This window comes from Thalassospira mesophila (assembly GCF_002115755.1).
GTDB classification, from domain to species: domain Bacteria; phylum Pseudomonadota; class Alphaproteobacteria; order Rhodospirillales; family Thalassospiraceae; genus Thalassospira; species Thalassospira mesophila.
This window is the reverse complement of the sequence record NZ_JFKA01000004.1, coordinates 98,474-119,907: the sequence shown is the minus strand read 5'-3', so window position 1 is coordinate 119,907 and position 21,434 is coordinate 98,474. Positions and strand designations below refer to the sequence as shown.

21 protein-coding genes are annotated in these 21,434 nt (G+C 54.8%); 2 read left to right on the top strand and 19 right to left on the bottom strand.

The annotated features are described in order from the left end of the window. Positions 1 to 717 precede the first annotated feature (717 nt). From TMES_RS10680 to TMES_RS10595, 18 genes are read right to left on the bottom strand one after another with little or no spacing between them, the layout of a single operon-like run. Positions 718 to 1,980, bottom strand: a complete 1,263-nt coding sequence (locus tag TMES_RS10680; RefSeq protein WP_085582307.1) for a beta-ketoacyl-ACP synthase — start codon at positions 1,978 to 1,980, stop codon at positions 718 to 720. Next, the gene (gene fabG, locus TMES_RS10675) at positions 1,977 to 2,702 is read right to left on the bottom strand and encodes a 3-oxoacyl-ACP reductase FabG (protein ID WP_085582305.1); all 726 of its coding nucleotides are present in this window, start codon (positions 2,700 to 2,702) and stop codon (positions 1,977 to 1,979) included. Before fabG ends, TMES_RS10680 begins: the two co-directional genes overlap by 4 nt. 53 nt (positions 2,703 to 2,755) lie before the next feature. Continuing rightward, entirely contained in the window at positions 2,756 to 3,223 is a 468-nt protein-coding gene (locus tag TMES_RS10670) for a hotdog family protein (protein ID WP_085582304.1), read from the bottom strand. Positions 3,224 to 3,250: 27 nt separating this feature from the next. Then, on the bottom strand, positions 3,251 to 4,582 hold the full coding sequence (locus TMES_RS10665) for a beta-ketoacyl-[acyl-carrier-protein] synthase family protein (RefSeq protein ID WP_085582302.1): 1,332 nt from the start codon (positions 4,580 to 4,582) through the stop codon (positions 3,251 to 3,253). Then, complete coding sequence (locus TMES_RS10660; RefSeq protein ID WP_158091223.1) at positions 4,579 to 5,310, bottom strand: DUF3261 domain-containing protein; 732 nt, start codon at positions 5,308 to 5,310, stop codon at positions 4,579 to 4,581. The genes TMES_RS10665 and TMES_RS10660 overlap by 4 nt, the downstream gene beginning before the upstream one ends. After that, positions 5,307 to 6,545: an NAD(P)/FAD-dependent oxidoreductase gene (locus TMES_RS10655; RefSeq protein WP_211275905.1), complete on the bottom strand. Its 1,239-nt coding sequence runs from the start codon at positions 6,543 to 6,545 to the stop codon at positions 5,307 to 5,309. Before TMES_RS10655 ends, TMES_RS10660 begins: the two co-directional genes overlap by 4 nt. Next, positions 6,532 to 8,928, bottom strand: a complete 2,397-nt coding sequence (locus TMES_RS10650) for an MMPL family transporter (protein ID WP_143589621.1) — start codon at positions 8,926 to 8,928, stop codon at positions 6,532 to 6,534. Before TMES_RS10650 ends, TMES_RS10655 begins: the two co-directional genes overlap by 14 nt. After that, on the bottom strand, positions 8,925 to 9,569 hold the full coding sequence (locus TMES_RS10645) for a LolA family protein (protein WP_085582294.1): 645 nt from the start codon (positions 9,567 to 9,569) through the stop codon (positions 8,925 to 8,927). The genes TMES_RS10650 and TMES_RS10645 overlap by 4 nt, the downstream gene beginning before the upstream one ends. Continuing rightward, the gene (locus TMES_RS10640; RefSeq protein ID WP_085582292.1) at positions 9,566 to 9,973 is read right to left on the bottom strand and encodes an acyl-CoA thioesterase; all 408 of its coding nucleotides are present in this window, start codon (positions 9,971 to 9,973) and stop codon (positions 9,566 to 9,568) included. The genes TMES_RS10645 and TMES_RS10640 overlap by 4 nt, the downstream gene beginning before the upstream one ends. Next, the gene (locus TMES_RS10635) at positions 9,970 to 11,556 is read right to left on the bottom strand and encodes an HAL/PAL/TAL family ammonia-lyase (RefSeq protein WP_085582290.1); all 1,587 of its coding nucleotides are present in this window, start codon (positions 11,554 to 11,556) and stop codon (positions 9,970 to 9,972) included. The genes TMES_RS10640 and TMES_RS10635 overlap by 4 nt, the downstream gene beginning before the upstream one ends. Continuing rightward, complete coding sequence (locus TMES_RS10630) at positions 11,546 to 13,279, bottom strand: glycosyltransferase family 2 protein (protein ID WP_085582288.1); 1,734 nt, start codon at positions 13,277 to 13,279, stop codon at positions 11,546 to 11,548. The genes TMES_RS10635 and TMES_RS10630 overlap by 11 nt, the downstream gene beginning before the upstream one ends. Then, the gene (locus tag TMES_RS10625; RefSeq protein ID WP_085582286.1) at positions 13,279 to 15,039 is read right to left on the bottom strand and encodes an ApeI family dehydratase; all 1,761 of its coding nucleotides are present in this window, start codon (positions 15,037 to 15,039) and stop codon (positions 13,279 to 13,281) included. The genes TMES_RS10630 and TMES_RS10625 overlap by 1 nt, the downstream gene beginning before the upstream one ends. Further along, positions 15,036 to 15,623 (bottom strand): COG4648 family protein, encoded by a 588-nt coding sequence (locus TMES_RS10620; protein WP_143589620.1) that lies wholly within the window; start codon positions 15,621 to 15,623, stop codon positions 15,036 to 15,038. Before TMES_RS10620 ends, TMES_RS10625 begins: the two co-directional genes overlap by 4 nt. After that, positions 15,604 to 15,867: an acyl carrier protein gene (locus TMES_RS10615; protein WP_143589619.1), complete on the bottom strand. Its 264-nt coding sequence runs from the start codon at positions 15,865 to 15,867 to the stop codon at positions 15,604 to 15,606. Before TMES_RS10615 ends, TMES_RS10620 begins: the two co-directional genes overlap by 20 nt. Further along, the gene (locus tag TMES_RS10610) at positions 15,864 to 16,127 is read right to left on the bottom strand and encodes a phosphopantetheine-binding protein (RefSeq protein ID WP_085582282.1); all 264 of its coding nucleotides are present in this window, start codon (positions 16,125 to 16,127) and stop codon (positions 15,864 to 15,866) included. The genes TMES_RS10615 and TMES_RS10610 overlap by 4 nt, the downstream gene beginning before the upstream one ends. Continuing rightward, positions 16,114 to 16,929, bottom strand: coding sequence for a lysophospholipid acyltransferase family protein (locus TMES_RS10605; RefSeq protein ID WP_158091222.1), 816 nt, complete (start codon positions 16,927 to 16,929; stop codon positions 16,114 to 16,116). The genes TMES_RS10610 and TMES_RS10605 overlap by 14 nt, the downstream gene beginning before the upstream one ends. Then, positions 16,922 to 17,728, bottom strand: coding sequence for a beta-ketoacyl synthase chain length factor (locus TMES_RS10600; RefSeq protein ID WP_085582280.1), 807 nt, complete (start codon positions 17,726 to 17,728; stop codon positions 16,922 to 16,924). The genes TMES_RS10605 and TMES_RS10600 overlap by 8 nt, the downstream gene beginning before the upstream one ends. A 15-nt stretch (positions 17,729 to 17,743) precedes the next feature. Further along, positions 17,744 to 18,145 carry a hypothetical protein gene (locus tag TMES_RS10595; protein WP_085582278.1) on the bottom strand — a complete coding sequence of 134 codons (402 nt, stop codon included), beginning with the start codon at positions 18,143 to 18,145 and terminating at the stop codon, positions 17,744 to 17,746. A 175-nt stretch (positions 18,146 to 18,320) separates the two neighbouring features. Here TMES_RS10595 and TMES_RS10590 point away from each other — a divergent pair, with 175 nt between their 5' ends. Then, a complete protein-coding gene (locus TMES_RS10590; RefSeq protein WP_085582275.1) occupies positions 18,321 to 18,884 on the top strand; it encodes a 4'-phosphopantetheinyl transferase family protein in 564 nt (187 codons plus the stop codon). Between the two features lie 201 nt (positions 18,885 to 19,085). Then, on the top strand, positions 19,086 to 20,066 hold the full coding sequence (locus TMES_RS10585; protein ID WP_085582273.1) for an aldo/keto reductase: 981 nt from the start codon (positions 19,086 to 19,088) through the stop codon (positions 20,064 to 20,066). Between the two features lie 279 nt (positions 20,067 to 20,345). Here TMES_RS10585 and TMES_RS10580 read toward each other — a convergent pair whose 3' ends face one another. Further along, positions 20,346 to 21,434: an ABC transporter ATP-binding protein gene (locus tag TMES_RS10580; RefSeq protein WP_085582271.1), complete on the bottom strand. Its 1,089-nt coding sequence runs from the start codon at positions 21,432 to 21,434 to the stop codon at positions 20,346 to 20,348.

Genomic DNA, 21,434 nt, shown 5'->3' with positions numbered 1-21,434 from the left:
CACGAGACCCCCTTTGGTCTTCGTGATGAATGACATTCAGTATGTCTCCCTTGTTTTTGTTTGGTCGCCCTGTTGCGGGAAGCATCCCCACTAATGCGTACGCGAAAATACTGATGACAAACATTGTTTCCCGCAAGCGGCAATTCCATAAAACAGAAACAATTGAAAATTTTTTGTGCAAAGATGATTTAATTTTATGGGTTGTTGCGTTGAATCGGAAATGTAAGTTGTTTAATTGCGTTGCGGGCGGGCTGGCATATCACGGCCTGAATCCCTCAAACCGGTGCAGCATGAGAGCGGGTAAAGCAGGGCAGGGAACATGCCCTAAACCGCGCAGATGCTTGAGGAAGCTATGTATTTTATGACTATCTGGGTTGCGCCAATATCGGCAGGGCTTATCCGCCGCGTAGCGTTTTAGCGGAGGCTGACCCGGTTTGAACTGGAATAATTCTGACTAAGTAATTGAAAATATGTGATTAATTATGTTCTTTGCTCAAGGGGCGGTCGCCGGTGAGATTAGTCGATTTTCCCGGTTCGGAGTCTTGCGACTCGATGATTTCAAACAGCATTTTTAAATGCAGTGATTTTGTTCACATCACCAGAAAATACTGCCTTAAAAACAGGCAAATTGCCAAAATTTAAGGCGTAAATGACCCGCCAACTTGTTAGAAAATGGTCCGAAATGTGGTGCAACACGCCCCCGACGTTGAGGCAGGTTCAAAGCATTGCGTCAGCTGCGCGGAATATCAGCGATGTGTTGATGCCGCCAAAGGCGAAGTTATTGGACATGATGTGGTCGGTTTCAAGCAACCTTGCCGTGCCCATCACGTAATCGAGCTCGGCACAGTGCGGATCAACCTGTTCAAGGTTGGCGGTGGCGATAAACCTTCCTTCGCGCATCATTTCAATGCCCAGCCAGGCTTCGATGGCGCCACATGCCCCCAGGGAATGGCCAAAATGCCCCTTCAATGTGTGAATGGGCACGGCACGGTCAAACACCGCCCGGGTGGCGATGCTCTCGGCAAGGTCGCCGTGGCTGGTGGCGGTGCCATGGCCGTTGACAAGGCCTACATCTCTGGCCGACAGGCCCGCATCCGTCAGGGCATTTTGCAGGGCAATTTGCATTTTGTCAGCCGCAGGCTGGGTAATGTGCGCGCCGTCGGAATTGGTGGCAAAACCGACAATTTCGGCATAAATCGTTGCCCCCCGTGCCGTGGCGTGGCTGTATTCTTCTAAAATAAGCGTACCAGCCCCTTCGCCAATCACCAGCCCGTCGCGGCGTGCATCATAGGGGCGGGGGCTGTGGGCGGCATCGTCATTGGTGGTGCTGGTGGCAAATAATGTGTCAAACACGGCGACCATGGTGGGGCAAAGTTCCTCGGCCCCGCCTGCTATCATAACATCCTGCATGCCATATTTAATCGCTTCATAGGCATAGCCAATGCCCATGCTGCCCGATGTGCAGGCGGTGGATGTGGGGATGATGCGGCCACAAATACCATATAAAACGCCAATATTAACCGCGGCGGTATGGCTCATCATCTGGATATAGCTGGTTGCGGTAATGCCGTTGGATGACCCGGTTTCAAATAGCCGGGTAAAGCCCAGAACCGGCGGCGTGCTGCCAAAGGATGACCCATAGGCAATGCCTAGCCGCCCGCCGCGTAAAATGGCGGTTTCATCGCGCAAACCGGCATTTTCCAGCGCGCGGTCCGTGGCGGCCAGCGCCATTTGTGCCACCCGGCCCATGCTGCGCAATTGTTTGCGGTTAAACTGGCCTTTTAACGAAAAACCGTTAACCGGCCCGGCCAGCCGTGTGTGCAAATCATATTTATTGTCCCAGTCATCCATCCGGCAAATGCCGGTGTCGCCTGCATCCATGCGGGCGCGGATGGTAGGCCAGTCATTGCCAAGGGCGGTGACGCCCGACATGCCGGTCACAACCACCCGGCGTGGAAACGTATGTGAGGACTGGCTCATAACATGCCGCCATTCACGCTGATGACCTGGCGGGTGATATAGGCGGCATCGGGGCCACATAAAAACGAAATGGCCCCGGCAATTTCATCGGTTTTGCCAAAGCGGCGCAGCGGGATCATGGCGCGCAAATCGGCCTCGGGCAGATCGGCGGTCATTCGGGTTTCGATAATTCCCGGTGCCACGGCATTTACGGTGATATTGCGTTTCGCCAGTTCCAGTGCCAGCGATTTGACAGCCCCGATAATACCGGCCTTTGAGGCGGCATAATTAACCTGGCCGCGGTTGCCCGCCAGCCCGGCAATGGAAGTAAGGGCCACAATCCGCCCCGGTTTGCGCCGTTGCACCATCGGCATCACCAGTGGTTTGACCACATTATAAAAACCACCCAGATTGGTGTTGATCACAATGTCCCAATCGTCATCTTCCAGCGCGGGAAAGGCCCCGTCACGGGTCAGCCCGGCATTAAGAACCACACCATAAGGCGCGCCATATTGGGCAATATCCTGTTCGAGGGCGGTGCGGGTTTGGTCGCGATTGGCGATATCAAACTGTATCAAGCGGGCCTGTTGGCCACAGGCGGCAATATCATTACATATGGCCTGTGCGCCTGCTTGGTCAGAATGGTAATGAACAAGGATATCAAAGCCATCACGGGCAAGGCGGCGGGCCGTTGCCGCCCCTATTCCCTTGCTTGCGCCTGTTACCAGAATGGTTTCTGTCATGGGTTCTTACGATTTGTGGTCGGAATATACATGGAAGGACGGTTTATTAACTTTTACGTGTCTGGCTGATACACGTTTACACGCGCACTGACAATCACGCGTTGGTGGCAACGAATTGTGCCCTCGAACACACCCATTTCGCCGTCTTCAAAGATGTTTTCAACTAAAATTTCCAGCCGGTCGCCGGGTTTGAAAGCATCGACCGTCATTGTCATTTTGCGCGTTCCCAACAAATAGCCGATTTTGGGCTTTGCCTCGCGGTCTTCTGTCTTTGCTTTTTGTGCGCGCCAGCCGCTATAGGCCGAAACAGTTTGTGCAATATATTCGATACCAACATAGCCCGGCACACCATGGTTCTGGTCGCAAAACAGGCTGCCGGGCTGAATGGTAACCTCGGCTGTCATGTTGTTATCATCGGCATCAAGGATGCGGTCAATCAGCAACATCGGGGCGGCGTGGGGCACCAGGGATGCCACGGGCGGAAATGCCGGGTTTGTTGGTGTTGCGGGCGAAAAAGACATGGTTTTGGGCCTTGTGCAAGGCGGCGATCAAGTGCCGGTTTTGTTATATGGCTCAGGGTCTGTCGCATGATGCCAGCCGGTTGCCAGAATAACGGCGGCATTGCTGCCACCAAAGGCAAACGAATTGCTAAGCATCGCGCATTTTGCGGTGGGGGCAAGGTGGTTGTTATGATCCGTCACCAGATTAATGTCTGGCAGGCTGTCGTCACGGCCACCATCCCAGATATGGCGGGGCAGGCGGGGACCGTTATTTTGGGCATCATCAAGGGATAAATATAAAATGGCGGCTTCAATCGCCCCTGCCGCCCCCAAGGTGTGGCCGGTCATGGGTTTGGTGGAACTGACCGGCACATTGTCGCCAAACAGGTCGTGAATGGCCTTGGCTTCCATGCTGTCGTTAAGCGGGGTTGCGGTGCCGTGCATGTTTAAATATGCAATGTCAGATGGCATTAAACCGGCCTGATCAAGGGCCTGTTGCATGGCCGCGCGCGCGCCAATACCATCGGGATGAGGCGCGTTGGGGTGATGGGCATCCGATGTTTCACCAACGCCAAGCAGGGCAATATCGGCCTGATCGCGGCGCATCATGAAAACAGCGGCCCCTTCGCCAATATTAATGCCATCGCGGTTGATGCTCATGGGGTTGCAAAGCCCCGATGCAACCGATTGCAAGGCGGCAAAACCGGCAATGGTCAGGCTGCATAAACTGTCCACCCCGCCAATCAGCACGGCATCGCATATGCCCGCCCGGATCAATCGTTGCCCGGCGGAAAACACCTTGGCACTTGATGAACAGGCGGTGGAAATAACATAGGCCGGGCCGCCTAACCCCAGGGCTTCGCGCAAGAAATCCGCCGGGGCACCAATTTCCTGGCCCGCATAGCTGAAATTTTCCGGCAACGTGCCCTGTTGCAAATAGTGCCGGTAAGATTGTGTGCCTTCATCAATGCCCGATGTGCTGGTGCCCAAAATAATGCCGATCCTTCCGGCACCATAGCGGGCAATGGTTGCCGCAATGCAGTCGCTGATCTGGCAGGTGGCCGCCCAAAGCAGGCGATTGTTGCGGGTATCGTGATGGCGTAAATTTTCGGGCAGGGCAGGTGGTTCACTGGGCACCATGCCAACGGTGACGGTCCGGTCGGGCAAAAAATTATTGCTTGTTACCATGTTGGCGCGCCGGTCGCCAAACAGGGTATCGCGGGTTTCCTCGCCATTCATGCCAAGGGCGGAAACAATGCCCAAGGCATGAAGAAAACTGACCGGGTGGTGCTGACGGGTGCTTTGCCCGCCTGCGTTACCCGGTTTTGTGCCGGTATTTTCAGGCGTGGCGCTATCCCCCGAAAAGCGCCGCGCCGTCATTGCGTGCCGATCCGCGATGAACGGATGTGCAAGGCATAGCCATCGCGAATGTTGGAAAGGCTGGCATCGCCCTGCCAGCGATCCTGCGCGGGATAGGTGATGTCGGTATAAGCCGTGCTGTCGCCGTCTTCATCAAGTGCTGCGATCTGGCGGGTGTCGGGGTTGGAAACCAGCGTCATATGCGACGGCAGGGCATCGCGCAAAATTTCGGTCGGCCAATATACCATCATCAGATCCGCCAGCATCCGGGCCGGATCAAAGGCGGCAGGCATCCAGTCTGCGCGCTGAAAATCAAGATCGGTGCGGCTCCAGTTGATTTGCATGGCGCGGCGGCCCATCGGGTCGAGCATCACCATGCGCACATGGCCCGGTGCCAGGCTCAGGCGGGCTTCAAAATCGGCGGTTTGGCCGTTTTGCCAGGTTGCATGCACCTTTTGGGTGACATCAACTTTGTCGGCATCCAACGGCCACGGAATTTCGGGCAGGACAAACAGGGCGTTATTGTCACCATTGAGGGCAACGATGTGGTCTGGCTCGGCGGCGTTTAACGCGGCCTCATGTCGTTTTACATGCTGGGCCTGCATCGAATCTGACAGTGAGTCGGGTAGTAAACCTGTCAGGGAGTCTGGCATTTTGACCGTGCCAAGATCAAACGGCAGTTCCATTGGTTTTGCACAGGCTGTTGTTAGCAGCGCTGTGGCGATTATCAGGGCATGACCAATTTTCACAGGCATAACTCGTGTAACAGGTTCAAATAACGGTCTGTCTTGGCGACCAGCGGGTTATCCATATTCCAGGCGTATCCGGCCAAAATCGAAACCACCATGCGTTTTAACTGCAAGTCCCGTTCGGGCTGGTTAAAAATAATCTGTTGCAGGCGGCCATCATACCACGCCTCGACATAGGATTTGAACGTGGCGATGCCCGCCCCCAGCGGGGCGGCAAAGCTGTTTTCCCAGTCGGGATCATGGCCGTGATGACGGTTGATCAATGTTTTGGCAGCAAGTTCGGCAGAATACATTGCAATGGTAACGCCTGAGGAAAAGACAGGATCCAGAAAACCTGCCGAATTCCCCAATAAAACGTATCCATCGCCATAAAGCTGGTCGCTAGAGACGCTGTATCCGCCAATCGTGCCCATGGGCCGGGTTTTTTCGGCCCGGTTTAAAAGCGGCCCTAACCCGGTTTCACCGATCAGTCGGTCAAACAGGGCGGTGTCATCGGTTTGTTGATCGGTGGCGAGGGCATCTTGCGGATAAACCACACCAAGCGAGGATGTGCCATCGGCAAACGGGATCAGCCAATACCAAACGTCGTGGCGGGTCGGGTGAACCGTGATCAGGATTTTTTCGCGGTCGTATGTGGTATCGGTAATATTGTCGCGCACATGGGTATATAACGCCCGGCGTGGCAGCAGGGTGGCGGCGTTTGCCTGCCCCAGCAATTTGGGAATGACCCGGCCATATCCACTGGCATCTATCACAAAACCGGCATGGATTGTGCCGTGTTCGCCGGTGTCGTTTTCAAATTCAAGCTGGCAGTCGCCATCGGCAAGGCGGGCATTTATCACCCGGTGGCCAAACCGCACATCAACGCCAGCTTTTGCCACGGCATCGATCAGGATTTTGTCAAAGGCATCACGTTTGACCTGAAAGGTCGTGCCCCAGCCATCATTTTCAAAGCGGTCGCGAAAATCAATGCTGCAATGCTGATCCCCCCGGGCAAAGGCGGCACCATTTTTAAACTGGAATGCCGCCGATGGTGCATGATCGACCACGGTTTGCGCCAGCCCGCATTTTTCCAGCACATTCATACAAAAGGGCAGCAGGCTTTCGCCTATAACAAATCGCGGGAAATGCGTGGCCTCTAACACAATAACCGACAATCCGGCATCATGCAGGAATTTGGCGGCAACCGCCCCGGCCGGCCCGGCACCAATAATGGCAATATCAAATTTGGCCATTGTTTTCGCCATCCTTGCTTATCGGGGCGCTGTTGGCCGTATGGGGGGATTGTTTGGTGCTTTGGGGCAGGCTGTTTTCCATGCCAACCGGGTTGGCACTGCGCCGCCCGGCCATCACCGGGGCCAGCACCCATGCCGCAATCAGGCCAATAGCAATGACAATGCCAATTTCGCTGACCAGCGGCACCGAACTGGTTGCGAGCAGGCCAAAGGCCAGAACGCTGCTGATCAGCGATAATAACACCGCAAGGCTGGTATCCTGATCGTGGCTGCTATGGCGGCTTTCAGCCAGAAACAATACGTAATCGGCGCCAATGGCAAACACCAGAAACAGTGCCATGGTCGTGAAAAAATTATGCGGCACGCCCAGCGCAAAACTGCCGACAAGCGCACATAAAACCGCCCCGGCAGGGGCACCAAAAACGCAAATGCCATCGCGCAGGCCATAGCGGAAAATCGCTAGCAACAGGGCGGCAAACATGGCCACCCCTAATGCCAGATAGGCCCATTGCCGATATTGCCCGAACAGATGGGAAATAGCACTGGCCGGGTCAATTAACTGGGTGTTGTCCATGCCGTTAAGCGCGGTTTTTAACGCGGCCACATCCTGCACACCGCGCAGACGCACAAGGTCGCTTTTGCCGGATTGTAAATTGGCCAGTTCGGGCAAAACATGCAGGCTGGCGTCATCGGGCAGCAACAACGGTGTTGTGGCGGGTGACGGGGGCGTGACATTGATCGGTACAAGTGCCGCCAGTTTTTGCCCATAGGGGGCGTAAAGCCCGGTTTTGACCAGATCAATATTTTCCGTCTGGCGTTTTTGCGATGGAATAATATCGGCCAGCGTCACCATGCCATCGAGCGCGCCGTTTGCCAGCAAGGGGGTTAAACGCTTGCGCAGGGCTTCCTCGGTTTGCAAGCGGTCTTCGGCGGTGGGGCCATCAATGCGCAAAAACATCGGGCTGGCCCCCATACCCAGAATTTGGCGGATGGTGTTGGTTTGCGCAATCAGGGCGGTATTGCCACGGCCAAGATTGCGAATATTATCGTCGCCTTTAATGAAAAAGGTGCTGGCACCAAAGCCCGCCAGAATAACCACCACCAGCGATAACCGGCCCCAGGTGGGCGGGGTGATGCGGTATTGCGCATATTGTAAAATCGCAACACTGCGGCGGATCGGCAGGTAATTTCGCACCGGTTGTACGGGCAAAAACGGCAATAGAAAAATCACCGTCAGATAGGCACCAATCAGCCCGGCCACCGAATAAATCGCGATCTGGGTTAACAGGATCGTCGGGCTGATCGACAGGGCGGCAAACCCGACCACTGATGTCAGCAAGCCCAGTGTCAGCCCCGGTAAAATAAGGCGCAACCGTTGTTGCGCGCTGCCCCGTGCCGGGTCGATGCTGACATAGTGCAAGGCATAATCAACCGCGATGCCGATCAGGCTGGAGCCAAAAACCATCGCAATCGCATGGACGGTGCCAAAAATAATGGTAATGGCGGTAATGCCCGCCAAAATGCCACTTGCCAGCGTGATCAGGGCGGCCAAAAGCGGGCCCCACGAAAAAAACACCAGCCCGACCATAAAGACAATGCCAGTGGTTGCCAGAAGGGCAATGCGTTGTACATCGGCCTTGGCGTGGCTGGCTTCGGCGGCGGCAAAAAACACCTGCCCGGTGCGGGTAACGTTAATGTCGGTATTGCGGTTCAGGGTCGCCACGACTTCATTGGCATCGCTTACCCATTGGGCATCGCGGTCTGACCCGGCCAAACGTGGATCAAGGGAGGTCACCACCGGCACGTAATAGCGGCCATTTTGCGATACCACGCCGCCACCTTCGCCCATATAACCGGCCAGTGCGCCCAGATATTGCGGCAACAGCGAAAACGGGTCCTGTTGCAGGGACCGGGCATTGACCGTGCTGGCGGGCGAATACAGGTTTTGCACCGTGCGCTGGTAAATTTGTTCGCCGTTGCCTGCCATCAGGGTTTTGCGGTCCTGCGGCGATAAAAGGACGGGCGCATAGGGTTGCAAAAACGCCATTAATTCGGGCAGCCGCCCGGCGCGGTCATCCGGGGTGGTGACTTTTTCTGTGCCGTTAATCCACGATAAACGCCCGGCAAGGTCGGCAGCGGCATTGGTGGCGCGGTCGCGGTTGGGGGCGGAGACCATAAATATCGCCCGGCGGGAATCTTGTGCCAGAATATGGCGTACGGCGTTAATGTCGTTAAATTCGTCGGTGTCGCCGGGGTTTTCCTGCCCGATCAGCGAGATAAAATCGGCATCAATGCGGGTGTGCCCGCCACCAATTTGCCAGGCGCACCAGGCGGCGGCCATTACCAGACACAGGATCCAGATTGTAGCGTGGCGACCTGTCATTTAGGGTCTGCCTTTGGCAAAAGATCGGCCTTATCCTTGGGAAGGGGCAGGTTTGCGGTTTGTTGGGCGCTTAGGGTGATGTCGTCAAAATCGCCACCGGGTTTGTTGAGGCGCACCTGTTGAACAAAATCATCGCCGATGGCCACAATATCGGTGATTTGCCCGCCAATTGCACTTTCACCAAACGGGGTCAGTTTGACCTGCCAAATGTCAGTGTTATCGCCGGGCGGTGAAAATTCCACATGAAACCGGTTTTCAAGGGCGCTCCAGTTACCAGCCAGCACCGATGAAATCAGATCGACAAAAATGCCAAATTGCGCCGCCCCGGTACCCAGTTGGCTACGTTCACCATTGGCATCAATATTAACAATGCCGCCCGGCCCTAAAACCGTGGTGCCGGGGAAGGGGGTCTTGGTTTGCCAGATCAACCCGGTGGCGGGCACCAGCACAAATTCGCCTTGTGATTTTAAGCCGTCGCTAAATCCGTTTAGATGGCGGTTTAAGGTGAAATCACCATGCAAATACTGGTTCTTTTCCAGTGCCACAATACCGGGGCGGGCAAGGGCCGTTTCAGGTGCGCCCAGCGCACAGATAACCGACCCGGCCAACAGCAGGGAACGCACAAAACGGGCAAGGGTCAATTCATCGCCTCCAGCTTGTCGATCAGGAAATCGGGGCTGCGAAACAGCATTTCGCCGCTGGCCTTTTCAACCGCGACCTGAATGGTAAAACCCTTGGTCAGCTTTTCGCCGGTTTGGGCATCGGTGATCAGGTAACTGATTTTCATCCTGTTTTCATATTCGATCAATGTGGCGGTGGTTTGTATTTTTTGCCCAAATCGACACGGGCGCACATATTTTACCCGCATATCAACCACCGGCCAGACATAGCCCGACGCATCCATTTGCGGATAGTTGTAATCGATCAGATCCAGAAGCGCACAGCGCGCCTGTTCAAAGAACTGCACATAATTGCCATGCCAGACCACATTCATCGGATCAAGATGATAAAACTGAATGGTCTCGATGACGCTGGCGCTGATCATGATGCGGTACCATCGGTTGTGTTCGTTACATAAAGCGGCCAATGGCGGGCTTGTATGCGGTCAATCAAGGTGCGCAGGGTGCCTTCAAGGGGTCGGTCTTCGTCGATAAAGGCAATATCGTCGCCAAGGGCAGCCAGAAAGCCGGTGACGTCCTCGCCAAGCTGATCAGGCGAAATGCTGCCTTGGTGCAGGCGCAAAACTATGGCCTGTCGCACCGCAATCAGCAAGGCCGATGCCACCTGTTCGGTTAATTGCAAAACCCGCAAACAGTCGCGCGCGGCTATGGTGCCCATGCTGACCTTGTCCTGGTTGTGGCATTCGGTCGAACGCGAAAAAACGCTGGCGGGCATGGTGTTTTTAAGGGCCTCGGCCGTCCATGCGGACGCCCCGATTTGCACGGCCTTCAAGCCATGATTGATCGATGCGCGTTCTGGCGTTGAGCCCGACAGGTTGGATGGCAAACCATGATTGAATTTGGTATCAACCAGCAGGGCCAGTTGCCGGTCCATCAGATCGGCGAGATTGGCGATCAGGGTTTTCATGCCATCGGCAACAAAGGCTACATGCCCGCCGTAAAAATGCCCGCCATGCAAAATGGTTTCTTCGTCGATATCAATCAACGGGTTGTCATTCGCACTGTTAAGCTCGGTTTCCAGTGTGGTGCGAAAGGTTGGCATCATGTCGGCCAAAACGCCAATCACATGCGGTGCACAACGAATGGAATAGCGGTCCTGCAAACGGGCAGGTTGGTATGTTGCACCCAGATCGGCAAGGTCGCGCGCGATATTTGCCGCGACTTGCGCCTGTCCGGGGTGGGGTTTGGCGGCAAACAGGCGGGCATCAAAATGGGCCGGGTTGCCATGCAGGGCAAGGGTGGCAAGTGATGTGATGCGCGCGGTTAATTTGCATAAATAATCGGCACGGGCAAAAGCCTGGCACATCAGGGCGGTCATCACCGATGTGCCGTTCATAATCGCCAGGGCTTCTTTGGGGCGCAGGGTTAACGGTTTTAACCCTGCTTTTTCAAGGGCGATGGCCGATGACAGGCGTTCGCCGCGCATCATTACGTCGCGCTCGCCAACCAGGGCGGCGGCAATATAGGAAAGCGGGGTTAAATCGCCACTGGCCCCTACCGATCCTTCTTCGGGAATGATCGGGGTAATGTCATGATCAAAAAAGGCGGTTAACAGTTCCAGCAATTCGGGGCTAACCCCGGAATAGCCGCTGCACAGCGATGCCAGACGCACCGCCAAAACCGCCCGGCTGGCAGGTTGTGATAATTCATCGCCAAGGCCGCAACCGTGAAAACGGCTAAGGTGCAAGGGCAGTTCACCCACCAGTTCGGGCGGAACCCGGCGCAAAACGGAATCGCCATAACCCGTGGTCACCCCGTAAATATGGCCATGTTCGCGCAATTCCCGATCCAGAAAATCCACCCCTTTTTGAATGCGGGCACGAAAATCGGGGTCGGTGGAAAGAATGGCTTTTGCGCGCCCTTCGGCCAGATTGACAACATCTTCGATGGTCAGTTTCTGGCGGCCAAATTCCACATCAAGGATGCTATTATTGTTCTTATTGGTCATCTTTATCCTTTGGGCGGGCCCAGAAATCGAAAAAATTGTACCATTGCATCGGGTGAGCGCGCACGCGTGGTTCCAGCCACGCCATATATTGGCTGGCGTATTTTGTGATGGCTTCGACGCGTTTGCCGCGCGGTAAAACCATGCGGTCGGTCAGTTTTTCCCACGCCACTTCAAACTGATTATTATTGCGCCAGGCCGCCGCCATATAAACCGGGCAGCCTAGCAAATGGGCCAGAATGAACGGTCCTTGTGGCAGGGGGGCCGGGTCGCCCAGAAATGGCACCATCACGGTTTTATCGCGCGCACCAATGGCAACGCGGTCCGCCGCAATCACCACCCATTCGCCCTGTTCTACCTTCTGGCGCAGCATGATGGCGGTATCGGGGCCAATATCGCTGACCTCGATCAGGTTAACTTGCGATTCCGGGGCCAGTTTTTGCAAAACCTTGCCAAAGCGGGCGGCGTTTTTTTGGTGTAGCAACACATTGACGCGAAAGTTGCGTTCGCGACTGGCCAAGGCACGGATCATTTCGATATTGCCAAAATGCGACACCAGCAAAACAATCGCCTGGTCCTTTGGCAAATAGGAAAATACACCCTGTTGCCCGTCGGGAAAAAGGACATCGTCCATTTTTATTTCGCCCGACCATCCGGCAACTTTGTCCAGCGCTGCTTCGCCAAAACGCCAGAAATGGCGAAAGCTGTCGCGCCAACGCGGCGGGGCGGTGCCGTTCACCCGCGCCATTTTGCGCAAATATTTCCGCGATGCCTTGCGTGCGGTGTCGCCGGTAAGAAAGAAATAAACAATCACCGGCAACATCACACCCAGGCACAAATAACGGCCACCGGTTTTATAAACCCAGCCTAAAAACCGCATGCCCCAATACATGCCGCGTTCGTCAATATCGGCCCAATGCTGGCTGCGGCGGGTGTGGCTGATGTTGTCGGCTTCGGTGCCGTTGCGGGCCCCGGTGTTGGCCGTGTCGGGTTGCCATTTGCCCCCATGCAAAACAAAGCCGGGCAGGCGGACCAGCATGCCAAAAACCAGCCGGAAATGCATCAGCGTTATCAGAACATTATCGTCCCACAGCCGGAAATTGGAAATATTGCCGTCGGGGTAAATTACCCGGACCGGAATGCTGATCACGTCCGCCCCGCGCCAGAACATCCGCACCATGATTTCGGTGTCGAAATCCATTTTCGCGCCAATGCCTTCGCGTTTCCATACATCAAGCGAGGCCGCAACCGGATAAACGCGAAAGCCGCACATGCTGTCGCGAATGTTCAGCGACAGGGTTTCAACCCAAACCCAAACATGCGTTGCCCAGCGGCCCATTTTGCGCGCCGTTGGTACACTGTCATCGTAAACCGGTTTGCCGGTAATAATGGCGTTCGGGTGCTGGCGGGCGGCAGTTAACAGATCGGGAATACGGTCAAGGTCGTGCTGGCCATCGGCATCAACCTGAACAGCATGGGTAAACCCCCGGCGCCGGGCAATGGCAAAGCCGGTCATGACAGCAATACCCTTGCCGCCATTTTCATCAAGCCGATGAACGACGACATCGTTTTGCGGGGCATGAAGCGTGGCAATGGCATCGCGTGCCAGCGCATCGGAGCCATCATCAATGATAATGACCGGCAACCCGCAGGCGCGAACCGCTGCCACCACATTGGCCAGCGCCGTATGGTGGTTATGGGTCGGGATAACCGCGCAAATCTGCATCAGTCCGCCTTTGAATATTTGATGATACCACTGGAATAATCGGTGTCAGTGCCAGCATAGGTGAATTTAACCTGGCCTCGAATGCGGTCGCATTGCAACAAAAGGTGGATCTGGTCGGTCGGCGTAATGACCTTGCGGTATTTTAGCTGGGTTATCTCGTGCAGTGTGATCACAATGTCGAAAGCACCACGGGCATAATGAACAGCCCAATGTAATTGTACAACGCCGGGCAAGACCGGCGATCCGTCAAAGTGGCCTTTAAAATAAAGCAGGCCCGGTTCCATACGCATCTCAATCCGGGCCAGATCATTTTCCACCGACCGGGCAAGGATGGTCGGAAACAGGGCGGGCTCGGTTGGTGCGGCAGGTATTCTTGACGGAACTGGCATCGCGGCGGCTATTGTTTCCGGGGTTGCAGATTTGTCAAACAAGGCGCGAAGGTCATGAAGCGGCTTTTTACCCTGACTATCTGTCGGAATGGAGGCAACAAATCGCCAGCGACGCGGCAAGGCGGCATCATCTTCGTGACGGGTAATATGGGACCGCAACATTTGCCCGGTGCGAAAGGTGCCCAATTCGTTCAGCCGGGTTTGTCCTTGCGGGGTTAAAACCACAATGGCGGCCAACCTTTTGTCGGTTTCATCGGGCAGCAGGGCCACGGCATCATCAACCCAGTCGTGATTTTTTAAATGCGCTTCCACCCGGCTTAGCGATATGCGCTTGCCTTCAATTTTCACCACCCGGTCGGTACGCCCGCGCAGGCGAAACCGGTGGGAATTTTCTGTTGCGTCAAACACGGCACGGTCTTCGGTGTGGTGCCAGTTTGCGCCATCAATATGGCGGGCAGCCACCATCAGGCAGCCCAGGTCATTCAGGGCGGTTTTAACCTCGGGAAATGGCGCCCAGGGGGCATCGGTTGTGGTTTGCTGACGCCAGGCAATGCCGCCGGTTTCGGTGCTGCCCAGTATTTCTGTTGGCCAAATGCCAAAGGCAGCCTGGCTTTGCGCGGCCGAAGGCTGGTCAAGCGGCCCGCCAGAGCAAAAAAGGCGGGCCGGGCGCGGGGCGGTGGCCAAATCGGGATGCAGGCGTTGCAAATGGGCCGGGCTGGCAATGATGATGTCGCCGGTTTTAAGATCGGCGATGATGTCTTCCCAGAACCGGGCTTGTGTGGCGACAAAAACCCGCCCGGTCATGACCGGCCAGATCACGCGAAATAGTAACCCGTATATATGTTGATGCGATACCAGCCCCAAAATGCGGGCATCATCCTTCAGGCCGGTTTGCCATAACGGGGTTTGCATCGCCATTTCGGCTTCAAGCTGGCTCAGGGTTTTGGTAATCGCCTTTGGCGCCCCGGTGGAGCCTGATGTGTAAAACGTGGCATGGCAATTTTCCGATGCCGGTAAAACCGCGTTATCCCCCGATGATGCGGGGGTGTTGCATGCCAAAGTGTGATTAATTTTGCCATCATCAAGAAACAGGTCAAACTGGCTGGCAATTTCATCAAGATACCCTGCCTTGTCGCTGGCAGGTAAAACCGCATGGCAACCCGCCTGCCATATGGCGGCCAGACCGGTTAAAAACAGCCGGGCTGAATGACAATGCAGGGCAATGTAGGTTGCCCCGCTTTGGTTGATATAATGGGCAAGACGGTGAATATCAGCGCGAACCTGATCACGGCGAAAGCAGGTTTCGCCTTCGATGCAAAGGGGTGCATCCGGGATATTTTGCGTCATCAGGGCTGTTAAAAAGGCGGTCATTCACCCTGTTTCCTGTTGTCGTATCGCTGGCGCAGCCAGTGGCGCACCGGCCATTCGCCGATAAACAAAATGCCGATCAGCACATAGGAAACAATGCCGTTATAAATCGTCCATTGTTTTAACGTGCCCCACACAACTGTTGTGGTGGCAATGGCGGCATTGCAAACAAAAAATGCCACCCAAACCTTGGTCAAGGCGCGGGTATAGGCAACCCCGTAGGCATCAAGATCGGGGTGGCGCAGGCGGGCAAACCGTTCGATCATGGCGGGGGGATATTTAAGGGTCGCGGCAAATATTGCGGCCAGAGCCAGACTGATCAATACCGGGTAAAGCCGCAGGGCCGACAGTTGCGCGTAATAGCCGATAACGCCGATGATTGCGGCAATGACCAGCGCAATTATTGCCGGGCCGATCCGGGCGGAGGCCCAAAACAACGCCGCGCGGGCCAAAATTAATGCCAATAAAACCCACAGCAAATAACGGGCAGAAAAATGGGTCAGCCCGTAATAGGCCAGCACCGGATAGGCAATGCCAATCAGGGCCAGCACAATGGCAATAACCCGTTTAGGTATTGACCAGGGCATGGATTTTTTCGACCACGTCATCAACAGTGCGCACCGATTTAAATTCCATCGCCGGAATTTTCTTGCCGACCTTTTCCTGAAATTTGACGATCAGATCAACAGCATCAATGCTGTCAAGATCAAGGTCTTCCATTAAGCGGGCGTCGGGTGAAATGGCCTCGCTGGGCACTTCAAACAGGTCGACCAGATAATTGTGCAGTTGCTGGTAAACATCCTGACGCGATTGCAAGGTTGTCACTGTCATGGCTTGCCCCGCGACATTTCAATGAATTTCGCCAGGTTATGCACCGATGCAAAATGGTTTTTGACATCGTCACTTTTGGCATCGATCCGCACGTCATATTTCTTTTGCAAGGCAACGCCCAGTTCCAGGGCATCGATGGAATCAAGGCCCAACCCCTCTACAAACAGGGCCTCGTTGCTGTCGATATCCTCGATATTCAGATCCTCAAGGTTGAGAGTCTCGATAATGAAAGCTTTCAGTTCGGTCTCAAGCGTGGTCATGGCGTAGCCTGTCGCAGAAATAGTGTTTTATGACCGCCGTTAGTGCCCGGGCCCTTCGGGCGCGCACATCCGACGAATCAATCCCCCCCGTAGCGGATATGGTCGATCCGACACGAACATTATATCGTATTTTTGATGGTGGTATGCGGTACCACGGTGTCCCCTTTTTCAGGGTATCGTGATTACAATGCACAATCACAGGAATCAAGTCGGCAGGTGCAGTAATCGCAATATTTGCAACACCGCGTTGTAAAGGCCCAAGCTTTTCGCCGCTTGCTGTGCGCGTCCCTTCGGGGAAAATCATCACGCAATCGCCCTCGCGCAAATGTCGGGCGGCGTCGGCAACCAGTTTTTCGGGGTTATCATCATTGCGGATGAACCCGGCAGCACGCACCACCCCGGCCATAAACGGGTTGCGAAATAACTGATGTTTGACCACGCACTGGCAACGATCCATCTGGGCCAGAATAATCACGACATCTAGCAAGGTCGGGTGATTGGCGATAATCAGCTTGCCCTTTGCGGCCAGCAGTTTTTCGCGGCCTTCAATCTGAACCGATGCCACACCGGTAATATCAAGGATAAAACAAAACAGCCGAAACCCGCGGCAGATCACAAACTGGGCCGCATTGCGCCGTTTGGCCCGGTTTTGCAGCACCACCATCAGTAATGGAAACAACGTTAGGGCCAGTAAAACCGCCCCAATGCCAAAAATGCAAAAAGCCATGCCCGTGGCAAACAGCCGCCAAAGCTGGCGGACCTTGTAGGCCAGGCACGCGGGCGGGCGGTGCGCCTTATTCATTGCGGCCCACATGCCAGGCAAAACTGCGCCCGGCCAAAAGGCAAGATGACGGCGTATTTTTCGGCGCACTGCCCTTTAAAAAATCGGCCATCATCCATGCATGGGTCAGGGCAAATGTTTCGGGGCGGCTTGCCGCCTCGGCGGGTGATACCGCCAGCGGTTCAAATGAAAAGCGGGTTGTGTTGCCGGGGCTGTCAATGCCGTTCGGTGGCGCATCGGGCGATTGTATCAGCATGGCAAAGGCCGTGCCGGTCATGCCTGCAGGGTCGTTTTGGGCATAAACGCCGGGCAGGGTCAAATCGATATAAACAAGGGCCACCGGGCTTTGCGGGTCGTCGGCCAGTTGGGACAGGGCCTCGGTCAGGGCTGCGACAAGGCTGTCATTTCCAGCCGAAATAGCACTGTGCGATTGCGTGATTGCCCAGTTGATCGATGCTACCCCGACCAGCGCATTATGCACCGACATGCTGAAATCTGCTGGTGAGGGGATTTCTTCGCGGGCAATTTGGCCCAGCAGTTTTAAGGTGCGTTCGATATTGCCGTGGCGCGAGGCGAAAATCACCCGGGTCTGGCGGATTTGTTCTTGTGAAAGATCGGCCAGAATGCGGCCTAGAACCTCGGCACTGGCACGGCCAAACAGGTCCAGCCGTCGCCGCCATGCCGGGGCAATAAAACGGGCCAGGTCTTTATGGTCTATCCCGGTTGCGGTTCCACCACACTGTTGCGTTATCAGGGTGGGTTGGGCCGCATGATCGCACCACAGCGCCCATTTGGGGATAAAAACCGGGATAGACTGCATCTTGGAACGCTTTCCTTACGAAGACAGTGCCACCTTGGCGGCAACTTCGCGCTGGATATCAACTTTCAGATTGTTGACCCAGCGATTGTAATTTTTATGAATGGTGCCGCCATTATATTTCAGGTTGGTGCTATCGACATACAGAATTGAAAAATCGTGCTGGGTAAAATCAATTTCGACTTTGGCAACATGGTCGCGCGGGGCATATGTCGCGGTTAGTTTGCCGGTTGCCAGTTTGCTAACCGTCCATTCGCGCGCGGTTGCGGCCTTGATGATGGCGTCTTCAATCTGGTCCATGGTCAGGTTTTGGGCATCATCCGGGAACGGTTGACGTTCGACCTGGGCAATCGGGGCGGTGCAGGCAACCACCAGCATCGTTAACATCCCGAACAGAACAATTTTGATTGAACGCATCATGAAGTATGGCTCCTTGTTTGGAAACGGTTGAGCATTGGGTTAGAAGATATGCCTTTGTGCGGGTATGCCCGCATGTTTTCGATCATTTGATAGCTTGTTGTAGGGCATTGAAACAGAACAAGTAAACAGGGCAGTGGTGTGGTCTGTTAGACAATTTGACGTATGGGACGAAAAAATGCAGATCAAAACAGCCTTTAACGATAACGTCTTTTGGGCGTGGGAAAGGCTGGAAAATTTGCCGCAAGACCGACGTTTGCGCCGCAAGGTGACCTCTGATCAGGCGCGGGCGGCCTTGTGTGCGCTGGCGCAAACAGTCACCGGGGAGGCCGGTTTAACCTATATACGCGACGAAAACGGCAAACCAGCGCTTCACCGTGCCAGCGGGGCCGGGCATTATGGCGCAACCATCAGCCATAGCCGCGATTTGTTTGGTGTGGCTTTTTGTCTGGCGGGCCAGGTCGGCATTGATATTGAATATCGCGACCCGGACCGGAACATTGCCCGGCTGGAAAAATGGCTGTTTGGCAACCGGCGGGCTGACCCCAATCAGGCCGATGAAACCCGGATGCGCCACCTGAAAAATGATCCCCGACAGGCCGATTTTTATCAGCAATGGTGCGTTTACGAGGCCATTTTCAAATGCACTGCGATTAATGACCCGGCCTTAAGGCTGCCATCCGATACGGTTTATCTTGATCACTGGCGCGATTATGCCGGGGCATTGGTGTGGCAAAAATAACCGGTTCATTCAGCTTGATAATCACTGCATGTTAGCAAAAATAGTGACAACTGTTTTGATTTGCGATGATTTTGGCTATGATGGGCCATCTCATCAATTCGGCTGCGCTCCCTGTTTGTTCTTTCCCGCGATGCAATCGATATCATCATATCGGTCCCGCCAGATACGGGGTGCGCTGCCTTTCCTGACAGGAGACGGCAAATGGACTATGTTAAATTTGGTTCCACCGGTTTGGAAGTATCGCGCCTGTGTCTGGGCTGCATGACCTATGGCGAGCCCGATCGCGGCCCGCACCCCTGGACCCTGCCCGAAGAAGAAAGCCGCCCGATCATTCGCAAGGCGCTGGAAGCGGGAATTAATTTTCTGGATACCGCCAATATGTATTCGGCCGGGTCGTCGGAAGAAATTATTGGCCGGGCGATCAAGGATTTTACCCGTCGCGAAGATGTGGTTTTAGCAACCAAGGTGTTTAACCGCATGCGTCCCGGTCCCAACGGGGCGGGCTTGTCGCGCAAGGCGATTTTTGATGAAATTGATGGCAGCCTGAAACGGCTGGGTACCGATTATGTCGATATCTATCAAATTCACCGCTGGGATTATGGCACCCCGATTGAAGAAACGCTTGAGGCCCTTCATGACGTGGTCAAGGCTGGCAAGGCCCGTTACATTGGCGCATCGTCGATGCATTCATGGCAATTTGCCAAGGCCCTTTATGTGTCACGGGCCAATGGCTGGACCCGGTTTTCCAGCATGCAAAACCATTTGAATTTGCTGTACCGGGAAGAAGAACGCGAAATGCTGCCGTTATGTGCCGATCAGAAAATTGCCGTGATCCCGTGGAGCCCGATGGCACGCGGCAAACTGACCCGCGACTGGGATGAAAAAACCAACCGCGACGAAAAAGACGAAGTCAGCAAGCGGTTATATGAACATACCCGGGATGCCGACCACAAAGTGATTGATGCGGTGGGCGAGGTTGCCAAAAAACGCGGCGTTCCGCGCGCGCAGGTGGCTTTGGCGTGGCTTTTACAAAAAGACGGCGTTACCGCGCCCATTGTCGGTGCATCCAAACCACACCATCTTGATGATGCCATTGCGGCGATGTCGCTGGGGTTAAGTGACGACGAAATCGCCCGGCTTGAGGCACCCTATGTGCCGCATGCCGTGGCCGGTTTTAAATAAGCTTTACGGGTTTTATTGCACAAAAACGCCCGGTCATCATGGCCGGGCGTTTTTTATGGGTCGATGCGGGCTGCCATAAATCCCGTTTGGTGCCGGGCAAATCTTTGAGTACGGCAAGGCGGCGTTATATAAGCCCTGGTATCGTGAACGCATTATAATCGCCCGGCTGGCAATGATGTGATCATGCACATGGCCTGCCATGCTTGTTTCGTGTTTCAGATTTTGCGCCCCTCACGAAAACCAAGGCCACGAAAGGGCGACGTCTCGATAAAAACGATGTTATTTTTCGGTTTTAACCCGAAGACCTTCTTCATCGAAAACATGCCAGTTATCCATTGTTGCGACTGCCAGGCTAAGGTTGTCGCCGATGCGCACCGGAACGATCCCGGCAAGGCGGACATTGATTTCTGTTTGTACGCGGGTCGCAAAGCCACAATGGAGCTGGACAAAGGTATCTGATCCCAAATGTTCGACCGACAAAACCGTGCCGGTCAGTGCTGCCGCCCCATCATCGGGGGCAAGAACCAGATGTTCGGGGCGCACGCCAAGCGTAACGGCTTGTTGCGCGCCAAGCGGGCAGGGCAATGATAACGCCATGCCCGATGGCAGCGCCAGACGGCCGTTGTCATCGGTCTTTGCGGACCAGAAATTCATCCTTGGGGACCCGATGAAACCGGCAACAAACTGATTAACCGGTTTCAAGTAAAGTTCTAACGGCGATCCGATTTGTTCGACGGCCCCGTCGCGCAGCACCACAATGCGGTCGGCCATGGTCATGGCTTCAACCTGATCGTGGGTGACGTAAATCATTGTTGCTTTTAATTCGCGGTGCAGGCGGGCCAGTTCCATTCGCATATCAACGCGCAGGGCGGCATCAAGGTTCGATAACGGTTCGTCGAGCAGGATAATTTGCGGATCACGCGCCAGGGCACGGCCAATCGCCACGCGCTGGCGCTGCCCGCCCGACAATTGTTTTGGTGTTCTGTCAAACAGGTCCAGCAATTGCAGGGTCGTGCCGATTTCCCGGGTTTTTGCCGCGATGTCCACTTTTGATTTACCAGCCATTTTCAGCGGAAAACCAATGTTTTCGGCCACCGTCATATGGGGATAAAGGGCATAGGACTGAAACACCATCGCGATATCGCGGTTTGATGCCGATACCTGATCAACCCGCTTTTCCCCAAGATGGATTTGCCCGCCAGATATTTCCTCAAGCCCGGAAATCAGGCGCAATAACGTCGATTTTCCACATCCTGACGGCCCGACAAAAACAACAAGTTCGCCATCTTCGATCGACAGATTAACGCCTTTGATGATGTTTGTGTCGCCAAAAGCCTTGGTGACATTTGATAATGATATCGATGACAT